A 13,301-nucleotide genomic window follows, 5' to 3' on the forward strand; every position below is an offset into this window, starting at 1 on the left:
AATGCTGCACATCAACCCGAAGATGATCCCTAGGCTAAACGAACTCGAAACCGATTTACAGGCTCGACGAGAGCGCGCAGTCACCGAGGGGTGGCTAGGCGAGATCGAGGGCATCGAACTGACGTTGCGTTTTCTGCGAGACAAACGCGACGAAGCACTGCGCATCAACCGCACCACACAGCAGTCCGACCTCGGTGTTCCATCCATGCCACGCCTCCGACAGAGACCACACAAGGTCCAACGCTGACCAGGTTTGTTACCCCAACATCGATCATTCTCCTGGACCAGTCACCTGCAAACCCCTGGCCGTCGCCGCGGGCGTCGTGGACCAGTTGGGGCAAGCACCTTTCGGCTTGCTCGACGACGTCCACAATCAACGCGCGATGACGGACAGGTGCATCGCGTTGAACTGACCAACATGAGAAAGGCCTACGCCGGTCTTTCAGCGATGGGCACAGTGACCGTTCGTGCGGGCGAAACGCTTGGTTAGCAGGGCGACGCACTGCAGCGACCTTGGCCCGACCTCGTCGGCGCCTCTGAGAAGATGAGACCGATTACCCGTTCGATGCTGACAGCGAGGTCTAGTGACTATTAGTGCACAGACTCGCAAGCTGCTGTGGGGTCGTGCCCACAACTTGTGTTCCTTCGCGACGTGTTGGCAGGCATTGACGGTCGATGAAGTGGACGTTCGAACCGGTGAAGGATTCGCGGTCGTCGTCGGCGAGGAGGCCCATATCCGGTCCGGCAGGCCGAACGGGCCCCGCTATGACCCGGACTATCCCCGCGCTGACATCGATAAGTACGAGAACTTGATGCTGTTGTGTCCGACGCATCACACCATGATCGATGCGCACAACGGCGACGCCCACTCGGTCGAGAGCTTGCTCAAGATGAAGCTTCTGCACGAGGAACAACAAGAACGCAAGGACCGCATCACCTCGACCACCCGGCTCTACATTGGCAACCAGTACGAGATCGACGACCGGGTGCTGTTTGAGCAGGTCGACCTCCACGGTCCCAGTGTTGATGCAATGTTCGTCGACGTTCCTTTCGCCTGTTCCCCGGACACGGCCATCGCCGAGGTCATCGAACGGATTGCCGCGGAGCATCCCGGCGACCTGGAGGCACTGGCGGCCGCCGGCGATGGGGTTGTGGCCGGGGCTGCTCAGGGGCTGCTCCATCCTGACTGGCGGGGGAACGCGCTGCTGGTTGGTGGGCCTGGCCAGGGGAAGTCCACGCTGCTCCAATACGTCTGCCAATTCCATCGATCTCGCATGCTGGGCAAGGACTCCTACACTGGCGATAACCAGCAGCTTCCGCAGGTGACACGGACGGCCCGGGTGGCAATCCGACTGGATCTACGGCGCTACGCCCAATGGGCAACCGCCAAGGCGGCTGCCGTCAAAACCAAAAAGGGCAAACCCCCTGCCAGCCAGGTCTGGCGCAGCATCGAGCAGTACACCGTGGCCGAGGTGAAGAAGGGCAGCGGCGGGCACGACTTCTCTCTGGAGGATCTGGCCGCGTTGGTATCGACCGAACCCGTGCTGATCGCCCTCGACGGCCTCGACGAGGTCGCCAACATCGACCAACGCTTGCACGTCAGCGACGAGATCGTCGAGATGCACGCGCGCCTGAAGGTCGACGCGCGTGATCTGGTCGTCATCGTCGCCACGCGGCCGGGGGCGACGTCGCGGTTGTGGTCCTCGCGCGACTTCCCGCGATTCACTTTGCAGCGGCTCTCCCAGGGTTTGCGTATCCAGTACCTGAGGAAGTGGTCGGTAGTCGCCGGGCTCAGCGAGGAGGCCACCGACAAACTGCAGGCGACCTTCATGGACAACCAGCATGTGCCGCATATCCGCGAATTAGCCTCCTATCCAATGCAACTGGCCATCCTGTTGCATCTTCTGTATCGCCGTCAGCTGCTTCCCCAGCAGCGCACGGAGCTTTACGCGGAGTATCTGAAGACCTTCTTGGATCGCGAGCAGACCGCCGAGAAGGAACCCCTGCTCGCCGACCAGCGAGCTACCATTGTGAGTGTTCACGCGTACCTGGGCTGGTACATGCAGACCAGGGCAGAAGAGGGCACCGGCGCCGGCTCGATCTCCCGCACCGACTTACGCAAAGTGCTGCGCGAGCATCTTGAAGGCCAAGAGTACGGCCAGCAGTTCGCCGAGCAGCTGTTCTCAGCCATCTCCACCCGCGTGCTGTGTCTGGTCGAACGAGAGACCGACCGCTTTCAGTTCGAGGTTCAGTCGCTGCGCGAATACTTCACTGCGCTCTACATTTTCCAGAATGCTCCCCCCAAGGGGATCGGTAATTCACGCGACGACTGCCTGGATGCGCTGCTGCAACGCCCCTATTGGTCCAACGTCTGCCGGTTTTTCGTGGGGATGTTCTCCAAGGTCGAAGTGCGTGGGATCCGCCAGAACCTACGGCAGTTGAGCACAGGGGCAACCGATCTCGCTCTGCATCCGATGCTGCGCTCGATGGCCGCGCAGTTCCTCGATGACCGAACCTATGTCGGGCAAGCCGATGAACCGATCCAAGAAGTCGTGGACTTCGTGTTGGAGGGCCCCGGGGTGATCCTGGCCGGAGACGGACTGCTCGACGTCAACGGCCCGCACCTGCAGTTCTCCGAACGAGCCGGTCAATCACAGGCCGTGCGGCACCTCAAAGCACGCCTTGGCCAGCAGGTGTCGACCGAGAAGCGATCGGCACTCGCCGAGTTGCTGCGCCGACACTGCACCCGCGACGACCTGCATCAGTGGTGGTGGGCGCAGTCCGCACTTACCCCGGAGTGGCTACAGACCGCCGCCGAATTGGGTGTTCTAGGGGATCTCAGTGATCCGGAAAGCGACACGCTCGCAGCGACATTGGCAGCGCTGAGCCCCGACACGGTGTGGCTGGCCGCGCTGCTACACCAAGGTGGCTACAACGGACGTCATGGCGCCATCATCGCGCTCTGCAAGTCCGAGATCAATGATGGCGCCGCGGATATCATCGTCCCGATTCATACGACGTCAGTCGCCCTCTTGGTGGAGTGCGCGGCCAAGGCGCAACTGCGACCACACGCTCACACCGCTCACCAGCGAGCACGCCGGACACGGATCCGGCAGCGGGGCCACACCGGTGATGTGATGCTCGGCGAGATTACCGAGTTGTCGAACTACCTCTCGGAGAAACCGCTCTCCGAAGCGACGGCCACCGACTGGTTCAACCGGCTGAAGAGAATCGCACAGACATGGGGAGACGGCTGGGTATTGCGACAAGCGATTGCCACCGTTCCGGCCGACCTGGACCTGCAGACGGTGGCCGATCGCGCAGGCTCCGAGGAGCCAATACTGGCCGCAGCGGCCTCGTGGGAACATGACGCGCGATCGCACAAAAAGGACGCACAGTGGTGGCAACAGTCGCTCACGTCGCGCGAGTCCGATTTGGACCGACGGCACTGGGTGTTCTCGCTGCTGAGCATCGCGCGTCCGCAAGCCGTCTTGGACCTGGCACCACACCTCAACGAGGTCGTGTCAGCCCTTTCGCCCAAACACTATGCTGCACTTCGCTATGCGCTCGGGTGGTTCACGAAGTCGTCGGCGGCCCGCGAACTCGTCTTTGCCGAGCCGCTGCGGCTTCGACAAGTTGAGGTGGGCCCGCGGCTGCTCTGGCTGATCCGGGTGGTGGGGACCGAGGCGACCGTCGAGTGGGCAGATCGGCGGTTGGAAACGAGCTTCGAGTCGTTACTGCAACCGGGCATGGGTGACATGCGGCAGTTACTGCGCGCGGTCGGGTCGCGCACCACGGTGAAAGCCGGGCAGCTCAAGCACAGTCGCTCACTGCTCCCCCTGGGCGGGTGGGCCAGTGATATCAAGCTCGGTGCGCCCAGTTTTGAGTTGGCCAGGGAGATCCTTCGCGACCCTGACCAGTGGCCAGGCGATCTCGCACAGCGAGCCGCCGAGAAGATCGGAACCCGGCTCGCCTCGAAGGCCTCAACGCTGGCGGCCACCGCGCACGCCGACGCGTGGTTCGCCTAGGACTTTCAGCGTCGCCATCACGACACGCTCACCCGCGTGCGCTCATGCCGCTGTAGTCCGCCTCCACGGGTTGACCACGATTCAACGTCCGGAGGCCGATCCGCTCCGGGGTCCTTCCCCGGAAGTGGGACTCGGCGTGTAATGGCCCAACTACCCAATTCTGCCTACGCCTGGCAATACGATGCTGGGCGTGGCTGGCCTACGTACCTATCTGGAAGGCCTACAAAGAATCCACTTGACGGGTGAGGCCGTCCCAGAAACGTCCTATTACGGTCAGCTCGAGCGACTGCTCAACGAGGCTGGCGCGACGCTATCGCCGTCGGTCACATGTGTGCTGACCACTAGAAATCGTGGCGCTGGTGTGCCCGACGGCGGCCTCTTCATTGCCCGTCAAGCCGTAGCCGACGCCGGTGAATCCGCGCTGCTCGCCCGTGCTCCTGAACGGGGCGTGATGGAGGTCAAAGGTGCCGCGGAGGACGTCTCGCAAGTCGCCGGCCGAGCCCAGGTCAAGCGATACCTTGCGCGTTACGGCAAAGTCTTAGTTTGCACATACCGGGACTTCCTGATCGTTCGCCTGGATTCGAACGGGAACGTACAGGCCGGCGAGCGTTTCACCCTCGCCACCGACGAGGGCTCCTTCTGGTCGCTCGACCCCAGGGCCGCCGAAGAAAATGTTGGTGCCGACTTCGCTGATTACCTCAAACGTGCACTAAGTGGCGACGCACCTTTGAGCAACCCAGCCGATCTCGCATGGTTTCTCGCCGCCTATGCCCGCACCGCGCTCAAGCGAGTCGAGGAGGTCGGCGATATGCAGACCCTCGCAACATTGCGATCAGCGTTGGAGCAAGCGCTCGGCTTGAGCTTCGACGACGAAGACGGCGAGCACTTCTTTCGCTCGGCGCTCGTGCAAACACTGTTCTACGGTGTCTTCGCCGCATGGGTCTTCTGGTCAGAGCAGAACCCAAACCCAGCGCCGCAACGCTTCACGTGGCGGCAGGCGCAATGGACCTTATCGGTTCCGATGGTCCGCGTGCTATTCCAACAACTCGCCACCCCCGCGAACCTGCCGGCCGGCTTGGACGAAGTGCTCGACTGGACCGACGACGTTCTCGCCCGTGTAGATCGCAACCTATTCTTCAAGCGGTTTGAGGCTGCCGAGGCCGTGCAATATTTCTACGAACCATTCCTGCAGGCTTACGATCCTGAACTCCGCCGCGAGCTCGGGGTCTGGTACACACCGGCCGAAGTTGTTCGTTACATGGTCGACGCGGTTGACTGCGCTTTGCGCGTGGAGCTAGGCCTTCCGCTTGGCCTAGCCGACCCCAGCGTGCACGTGTTGGACCCGGCCTTTATGCGAAATTTCAATGTCTCACGAGACCCTCGGACACACCACCGGCCAGCTCGTCAGGAAGCAGCCGCTACATGCTTCAGTGCTTCCGGCGGTTGGGCTTAACCTTCCACTCGCTCGGCTTTCGCGACCGGAACGTCTCACCAGCCAGAATCGCAGATGCATCCGGGATTGCAGGCCCGTCAGCAGCAGGCCGGTACGCTCGTTTTTGGGGGGCCTCGATGTTCTTGCCGGATGGCTTTGATCCCAGAGCATTCTTCTCGTGCGCCCGCGACTTCTGAGTCTCGGACTTCGGAGTTTTCGCACCTCTACTCACGGGAACCAGCGTATCTCTGGAGCATTGCCCGTTCGTAGTACCCGAGTGCGATGAAGGCATCAGTCGGACTCTGGGGGCTTCACCAGGATGGTCGTTGCCGGGTCGACGTGCTCTGACCACGCGAGTGTTGGGAGGTCTGCTCCGTCAAGCCCGGCCAGCTCCAGCGCTGCCTGGCCCGACAGATGCGAGGATTTGATCGATTGGCCATTGGCAATGGCGGCGTAGAACTGGGCGGCGTAGTTGATCGCGTCGCCGTCGTCGATGCTGCCAGCCATCCCGATCGCGAACGGAACGACTTCTGCAACAAGGCCATCGATCTGAGCTGCAGACTTGCAGGCGTTTAGCAGCACCAGCATCGGCGGGGCATCGGTCGCTGCGATCGCCTTTGCAAAAGCACGAGCAGTCACGATCACCCCGTCATGTGGGTCGTCGTGCTCGTCCTCGAAGACGACAAGGTCCTCGTTGCTGTGCCCAGAGAAGTGCACCACGTGGGGGCGAAACTTCGTGATCCCGTCGAGTAAATCGTTGGTCGTTGCAGCCGGGCGCACGTCGAGCTCGATGAGATCGCGATGCAGTGCGGATTCCACAGCTGCGCGGATGCGCTTCTGTTCGCGCCCTACCCGCAACTCGCCGGCAGAGGAAGCCCCAAGGATCAACACGCGGAGTTTCTCCGACTTGGGTGACCGCAACTGACGAACCGCATGCGCGACAGCCGATTCGGCGCTGACGATCCTCGAGTCCAGTGCTGCGCGCTCCGCCGTGGCCCGCCGGTCAGCCTGCTGCTGATCCCGCTTCTGCCGCCGCTCGGCAGCATCTGCCTCAGACTGTTCGGCGCGGGCGAGCCTGGCTATCAACGCTGACTCGTCTTTCGCGTAACCCGATGCCTTCGTCTGCCACCGGCGAGCTTCCTTGCCAGCAGCCGCTGCCTCGCCGTCGCGGCGCTCGGCCTCGCGGAGTTTGCTCTTGGCCGTCGACTCGCTCTTGGTCTTCGCCGCAGCCTGCCGAGCCTTATCGGCCTCGGCCCGTTTCTTCGACTCCTTGCTCCGATACTCGCCAGCCTTCTTCTCGGCCTCGACCCGCTGACTTCGCTTCCGTTCGAGCTGCCGGCGATACTGGCTCGCGCTCATCATGCCTCCCAGGACCCTGTTCCACCTGACTCACGGTATCGCTGGGCACGGACACTTTCGTTTGCGCGTGCGGGCCAAATCCGTCGCCGCCAGGACGTACGCTGCGCTGGTGATGATCGAGGAGAACGACGGCTTCGACGACGACGAGGCACTACTCGCGCCAAACGGGAATGATTGGAAGATCGGGCGTCTGGACCGCGTCCCGATGCGCGATGTTTGGTCGCACGAGGCCCTCGACTTCACCCCCTGGTTGCTCAGGAACGCTGATGTGCTCGCCGAGGCGTTGGGGATGACTCTGAGCATCACCGCCGCCGAGCACCCCGTTGGCCGATACCGGCTCGACCTACTCGGATCCGACGGCGACGGACATGTCGTGATCATCGAGAACCAGTTTGGGGAGTCGGATCACTACCACCTCGGCCAATTGCTCACCTATGCGAGCGGCACCGACGCCGCCAATGTCGTGTGGCTGACCGAGAAATTCAACGACGAGCATCGCGCCGCCCTGGAATGGCTCAACGAACGAACGAGCACCGCGACGCGGTTCTTCGGTGTCGAGGTGTCCGCTGTGCGGATCGGTGACTCGTTACCTGCGCCGCACTTCCGTGTCGTCGTCATGCCGAATGATTGGGAGAAGGCGGCGCGTACGACTGTCCAGGCGCAATCCACGAAGCAAGTGCTGTACAAAGAGTTCTGGGGCCAGTTCCGCGCAGCGCTGAGCGATGCCGGGCTTGACACGTGGACGAGCGCAAAGTCAAACGCCGGCAATTGGTTTGGACTTCCCGCTGGCTCGGATGGCACGGTCTACGGTGTCGGGTTCGGATTTTCAGCCCGAATACGATCCGAGCTGGCGTTCGACAGCGACAAGCCCGACATCAACGACCGCCGATTCAACCTGCTCCATGGATTGCGAGACACCATCAATGGGGTTTACGGATCGGAGCTTGCGTTCGAATCCCAGCAGGGCCGAAACATCAAGAAGATCGTCGATTACGCCGACGGCTCGATCGAGAACCGTGACGACTGGCCGCGCTACATCGCATGGTTCATCGACGCCCAGCGCAGACTGCGCAAGGCTGTCGAAACTGCAGGAGGCATCCCAGCATGAGCCGCCTTGTTTCGTTGCTACACAAGCTCATACAAGGTTCCTCTGTTGATGACAAATGCCTACCACCCGGCACCGACATCGCCGGTACGCCTTACGCGGCATGCTCGTGTGATGCTGATGACCCGGCGCCGTGCTCGGAAGCGCTCGCTGCTCGGCGTGGCGGACGCTCGCTCACCGCCGCGATCGCCTGGCGATTGAACTCGGGGATGCCCTCGCGGCCGCGGGTCTGCCGTCGAAGCAGCTGCGGATAGACAACGGGTGGCGCTGTTCTGGCCAGAACATCGAATGGTGGAGAACGGCCGGCTTGCAGCGACATCGGCGGACGGCGTTCCTTTCCTAATCATTGCACTCAGAACCGGCGGTCTCGATCCAGGGCCATCTGCCACCAACTCTCGTAGCGTTGGCCACCGGACAACGCGATCACGACTGTGCCTGGTGGCCGCGGAACACCCTTGAGTGCGATGCCTTCGACGAATGCGATGTGCGGCAATGTCGTGGCGCCACTGCCGGCGCCATCCTCGGACATCGCATACGGGTGTCGAAGTTCGCGGGGGAAGTGACAATGTTCGACAAGGGCAGGCACGACGAGCTGGCGGAAGATGTTGTCGAGGTCCTTGCCCGAGGAGCTAGGAACGAAGAACGCCGTTACTCCGACTGGCATGTCCGGCGGATATAGGTAGGGATATCGCGCCATCCGGTCAGCCACCAAAGTGTGCACCGACTCTTTGAACGCCTCGGTCTCCCCTGGCCGCGATGGCAGCTGGCCTAGGTTGAACCCATACGGCATGAACGCCAACCTGTCCAACGCTTCGGCGGTCAGTTCCAGGAACTGGTGCGGGCATCGCGGCGGCACGGCGGCGTAGCTGTGGACGAGGGAACGCGCCAGGTAATCGGTCGTCTTCAGAACGCTATCTTGGAGATCGAAGCGCTTGCTGCGTTTCGCCATGGCGTAGAGCTTCTGGCCCAATTCTGAGGTGTCGTTGCGCCAGTCGGCGATCGCTTCATCGGCGGACTCCATCCGGAAGTCGAGGTCGAGCTGCTGATCCCGATGCACCTCGTCAAAGTCATCGTCGTCTGGCATGCGGCGCATCTCGTCGCGGATTACCGCCGAGCGCTGCGCCGCGAAATAGATCTGTGGTTCGACGTCGGGGAACTCGTCGACCCGGACATAGAGCATGCTGACTTGCCGATCATCCTGGTAGACAATCGGTTTACCTTTCGCGTGGGATCCGAGTTGATCAAGTAACCGTTTGGCGAAATTTTGCGGCTGCGGCGCGTTCCTGCTGGCGACCGCCCACACATCGAGAGCAACGTCGGCCCTCGGTCGCGGCCAACCACCACCGCGATAGGCACGCTCCCATTCATCTGCGGCGGCCACGATCAACGCTCGCTCCTGGGCAACCCCACCTGACCCCTTGGCTTTCGGTTTGATTGCAACACCGCCTCGGGCGGTTGTTAGCTCGCGCCACATAGCGCGGCACTCAGCGCCTTCTGTGGAGTCCCAGAAGTGCTCTCGGCTCATCGATTCACAACCTCCCATCGTCATCTAAGAGGTGCCGCCAATATGTGATGTTGCAGGAAGCCGAATCGCGGACGACGAGTCTACGTGGGTAGAGAGGACCCGGATTCCTGGACAACGCTCTGGATTACAGCTTCTCGTCCGTCTTACGCTCACGCCGTTACGAGCTGCATCAGCTCGGTGTAGTCCGTGACGACCTCGTACTTGACGTTCTCGCCGTTCTTCTCGTTGAGCGATGCGAAGAACTTCCGGGCGCATTCGATCTTCGCGTCCTCGACTCCTTTGAGCTGAAGAGACGAGAGGGAGCCTTTGGTCTCGGCGACGAAGTAGATGTGTTTGACGGTTCCCTCGGTGAACGCGATGGCCCAGTCTGGGTTGTAGTCACCTACGGGGGTCGGGATGAAGAACCCGCGTGGAAGCTTCGCGTAGACGGCAACCTCCTGACTGGTGTCGAGCTCGGTGACAAAGTCGCGCTCCACTTTCGAGTCCGTGACGACGTAGTCGTAGATGTGCTTCGTCAGCTTGTTGCCGGCGTGGGTGAGGTCCTGCTTGGTCTGGTTCTCTGTGAAAATCGCTGTGTCGAACCGGTCTTCGAGCGCGTCGTAGGTCAGGTGCTCGACGATCGCTGTTGCCTTCTGCTCGTTGATGAGTCGGACGGCCTCGGTGATGAACTGCTCCGGATTGAGCCGGAACTTGGCGAACGTCTCCGGTGTGACTCCGCTGAGGATTGCCGCCGCGGTACGACGGGTGAGCTGAGTTTTTTCGGTGATTTCACCGAGTAGGTCGTATTTGACCTGGGACGCGGCCGACACCGTCGCGGTGTGGGTTGTGGTGCTGGATACGTCGAACCCGGCACCGCTGGTGAGGTCGTCGGCTTCGAGGGCGTCGCGCTGCGTGCCAGCTTGGACAACGTATTGCATCGCGGCGACCTTGAGATGCTTGTCGAGTGCATGAATGCACTTGGTGACGAGCTCGGATGAGTCGAACTCGACCTGATAGACGGCCTTGTGGTTGATCCGGCGCCATAGGGCCTGGAACTCTTTCTTGGCGAAGTTGGCCTCATTGAGCGGGATCTTCTTGGGCTTGCGGTCGTCCGTCGGGGCCGGGACGTCGATATTGAGCGAGTCGACCAAGGGCAAGAGAAACTTGAGCATCGGTTTCAGGATCTCTGATGCCGGCTCTGCCAGCGTGCCAGCCTCTGTCGCTGCCTTGTACTCGTCGGAGAGCGTGTCATCGTCGTTCAGGTAGTCATTCTTGATCAAGTACTTATAGAGAGCCTGCGCAAGGGCTTCCTCGACTAGCGACTCGCCGTCTTCAGTCTGAATGGTCTTGCCGGTGAAGAACTTCACGCTTGCCTTGCGTGGCCGCGCAGCCAGCGAGTCGGAGATTTCCTTTTGCAACCCGGCGACGAAGTCGGTGTAGGACTCATCGGTCACGACCGTCAGCTCGTTGATGTCGTGAACCGTAACGGGGTTGTCCATGCGTTCGCCATGTTGGTCGACGGCCAAGCGCAGGCCGCGGCCGATCTCTTGCCGCCGAGATACGGTGTTATCGCTTTTCTTGAGCATGCCCATCACGAAGACGTTGGGGTTGTCCCAGCCTTCCCGAAGGGCGGAGTGGGAAAAGATGAAGCGAACGGGCTCGGCCAGCGATAGCAGCCGCTCCTTGTCCTTGAGGATCAGGTCGTAGGCGTCGACGTCCTTGGATTGGCCCTTCTCGTCACCTGTCGTGTGCACTGGCCCGTCGACCGCATGCCTGGTCTTCTTGTCGATCGAGAAGTAGCCCTCGTGCACGGCATGCACGTCGTCGCGGCGAAGATACGCCCGGTATGCCGCGGCTGCGATGTCGAGTTCGAGCTCGCCGAGAATCTCATCGACGATCGCGGCGTACTCCTCCTCGAAGATCCGGGCATAGTCGCCGAGCGTGTCCTCGCGGTCGTAATCGCGGTACTTCGCAACCTCATCAATGAAGAACAGCGACAACACCTTAACGCCTTGGGCGAACAGCTCCCGTTCCTTATCGAGGTGAGCCCTAATCACCTCCCGGATCTGAATGCGGCGCTTGGCTTCTTCGGTGACGTCACGGTCGGAGAGCTGTCCAGCGATGACCACATCACCGTTGCTGAGTTCGATGAAGTCGCGGTTGGCGTCGATGTCGGTAATGAAGAGGTCCTTGTACGCCTCGATGCCATTGGAGATGTCGTGGAGGTGGGCGCCCACGTCGAGGCGCTTGACCTGGCGACTGATCGGCCCACCTTTGGTCTGTACCTCGATCTCCACGCGAGCCCGCGGTTTTGCGCCCTTAGCGATCTCGATTGCATCGAGGTACAGGTAAGCCGTCGTGCCGGCCAGTCCCTTCACGGTGATGCCTCGCACCGCGATCTTCTTGACCAACTTCTGGTTGTACGCATCGAGCGCGTCGAGGCGGTGAACTTTGGTGTGCTCGATCTTGTGAGTGGCCGAGTAGCGCAGCACCATAAGCGCATTGAACCGCGACAGTGCTTCCAATGACTTTGGCGCACTGATCTTTTGCGGTTCGTCAATGATCACGATGGGACGGTTTGCACTGATGACATCGATGGGACGCCGCGACTGGAAGTCGTCGAGTTCGTCGTAGATGCGGCGGTTATCCTTGCTCGTCGAATTGAACGCCTGGATGTTGATGATCATCACCTGCACCCCGGCATCCGAGCTGAACCGCTCCAACTCATGCAGCTGGGATGAGTTGTAGATGAAAGACCGAGGCTTAGTGCCGTACATCTGCTGGAAGTGCTCGGCCGTCAAATCGATTGACTTCTTCACACCCTCGCGAATCGCGACCGACGGGACGACGATGATGAATTTCGACCAGCCGTACCGCTTGTGCAGTTCCATCATCGTCTTGATGTACACGTAGGTCTTACCGGTACCGGTTTCCATCTCGACGTCGAGATTCGGAGCACCCGGAGCGGCCTTGCTGTCCACCAGCTTGTCCGACAGCGGCAGGTTTCGCGACCGTTGAACTCGCTGAACATTCTCTAGCCACTGCGCTGGTGTCAACGCGATCTCGGCATTGCGCAGGCCCGAGTCGGAGGTCGCGCTCGGGTCAAAGAGCATCGGGGCCGTGGCCGGCTTCGCACTGCCCGGGTCGATCCGATAAGAGACACCATCATGCTTTGGCTGCCCAGCGAAGGCTTCGACAATCGCGTCCACGGCATCGGTCTGATACTGCTGAATCTTGAACTGAAGCTTCATCAGTGTCAGATGGCCTTCACATCCGTCGCCGGGGAGATCTCACGGAAGATCTGTTCCGCATTGATCCGAGCGTCGTCAGAGGCGAAGCCAGAATCGCGGAACACAGCCCGCAGCGGCCCACGCTGCGCGATGGCCCGCACCAACTCATGGCTCAGAACCGAATCGAAACACGCGATGAGAGCGTCGTCCTCGACGAAGTAGACCTCATGGCCCTCGAGCTTCTCCACACCGATGGGCATCGTCAGTTCGAGACCCCAGTCGAGCAACACCTGGAAAAGCAGATCCTCGGCGGAGCGACCAGGCTTCAGGCTGTCTTCCATCGACGGCAGCGCCTGCTGGTCAGTCTGGTCCGGTGTTCGCCAGACAGCCGCCATGTTCGTCGTGTCAACTCTGAGAGCCCGGAAGCCGACGTCTAATTCATTTGCACCCAGACCGGCGTCGTCGACCACTCTCCTACCAGCTCGCCGGATGCGCTCTCTGCAGAGAGCAGCAATCGTCTGGTAGCCCTGTTTCGCCGCTTCCGACTTCGGGTCCGGAGTCTCGTCAAGCTGTATCACGATGAATCGACGCGAGCCCCCATCTTCCGAATTCTTCGCAAGCACCGCGTGCGCCATGGTTCCGG

Annotated in this window: 7 protein-coding genes and 1 pseudogene; 4 read left to right on the plus strand and 4 right to left on the minus strand. The window is 61.3% G+C overall.

Annotation, left to right across the window (positions count from 1 at the left end; all coding sequences use genetic code 11):
• The first annotated feature begins 1 nt into the window (after position 1).
• The 3 genes from QXK92_RS33205 to QXK92_RS33215 all read left to right on the plus strand — a co-directional run bounded on the left by QXK92_RS33205 (position 2) and on the right by QXK92_RS33215 (position 5,481).
• Positions 2 to 247, plus strand: coding sequence for a hypothetical protein (locus QXK92_RS33205; RefSeq protein WP_306248973.1), 246 nt, complete (start codon positions 2 to 4; stop codon positions 245 to 247).
• 433 nt (positions 248 to 680) lie between these two features.
• The gene (locus QXK92_RS33210; protein ID WP_306248975.1) at positions 681 to 4,028 is read left to right on the plus strand and encodes a hypothetical protein; all 3,348 of its coding nucleotides are present in this window, start codon (positions 681 to 683) and stop codon (positions 4,026 to 4,028) included.
• Positions 4,029 to 4,263: 235 nt separating this feature from the next.
• The gene (locus QXK92_RS33215; protein WP_306248977.1) at positions 4,264 to 5,481 is read left to right on the plus strand and encodes a hypothetical protein; all 1,218 of its coding nucleotides are present in this window, start codon (positions 4,264 to 4,266) and stop codon (positions 5,479 to 5,481) included.
• 270 nt (positions 5,482 to 5,751) lie between these two features.
• Here the strand turns inward: QXK92_RS33215 and QXK92_RS33220 are convergent, their stop codons facing one another.
• On the minus strand, positions 5,752 to 6,819 hold the full coding sequence (locus QXK92_RS33220) for a hypothetical protein (protein ID WP_079615624.1): 1,068 nt from the start codon (positions 6,817 to 6,819) through the stop codon (positions 5,752 to 5,754).
• Between the two features lie 67 nt (positions 6,820 to 6,886).
• Between QXK92_RS33220 and QXK92_RS33225 the strand changes: the two genes are divergently transcribed.
• Positions 6,887 to 7,927, plus strand: a complete 1,041-nt coding sequence (locus QXK92_RS33225; RefSeq protein ID WP_165746009.1) for a DUF4268 domain-containing protein — start codon at positions 6,887 to 6,889, stop codon at positions 7,925 to 7,927.
• Positions 7,928 to 8,276: 349 nt separating this feature from the next.
• Here the strand turns inward: QXK92_RS33225 and QXK92_RS33230 are convergent, their stop codons facing one another.
• From QXK92_RS33230 to QXK92_RS33240, 3 genes and pseudogenes are all read right to left on the minus strand, one after another.
• Positions 8,277 to 9,104 (minus strand): hypothetical protein, encoded by an 828-nt coding sequence (locus QXK92_RS33230; protein ID WP_306239637.1) that lies wholly within the window; start codon positions 9,102 to 9,104, stop codon positions 8,277 to 8,279.
• A 494-nt stretch (positions 9,105 to 9,598) separates the two neighbouring features.
• Positions 9,599 to 12,679, minus strand: a complete 3,081-nt coding sequence (locus QXK92_RS33235) for a type III restriction-modification system endonuclease (protein WP_079615608.1) — start codon at positions 12,677 to 12,679, stop codon at positions 9,599 to 9,601.
• 5 nt (positions 12,680 to 12,684) lie between these two features.
• Positions 12,685 to 13,301 (minus strand): annotated as a pseudogene (locus tag QXK92_RS33240) (site-specific DNA-methyltransferase); the annotation flags it as partial.

Source organism: Mycobacterium sp. TY815 (genome assembly GCF_030755135.1).
GTDB lineage: Bacteria > Actinomycetota > Actinomycetes > Mycobacteriales > Mycobacteriaceae > Mycobacterium.